Source organism: Rhodococcus sp. AC861, from assembly GCF_979256035.1.
Genome location: NZ_CEEDMW010000106.1, coordinates 1 through 238 on the forward strand (window position 1 = coordinate 1; position 238 = coordinate 238).

1 pseudogene is annotated in these 238 nt (G+C 65.5%); it reads left to right on the plus strand.

From position 1 onward, the window contains the following. Nucleotides 1-190: pseudogene (locus tag AC0IX4_RS23340) on the plus strand (ABC transporter ATP-binding protein); the annotation flags it as partial. Nucleotides 191-238: the final 48 nt, after the last annotated feature.

Consider the following 238-nt stretch of genomic DNA (forward strand, 5'->3'; position numbering starts at 1 on the left):
CAACGCGGCGGGGGTCTCGATCATCAGGGTCGAGCAGACCGCCCGTCGATGCCTGCAGATCTGCGACCGCGGGTACGTTCTCGATCAGGGCAAGAACGCGTACACCGACACGGGTACGAATCTGATGAACGACCCCACGGTCATCGAGCTCTACCTCGGCACGCTCGCGGGGAGCAAAGAGACGAAGTAGTACCCGCCCACCGACAGGGGCGCTCCGAGGTCACTCGGGGCGCCCCTC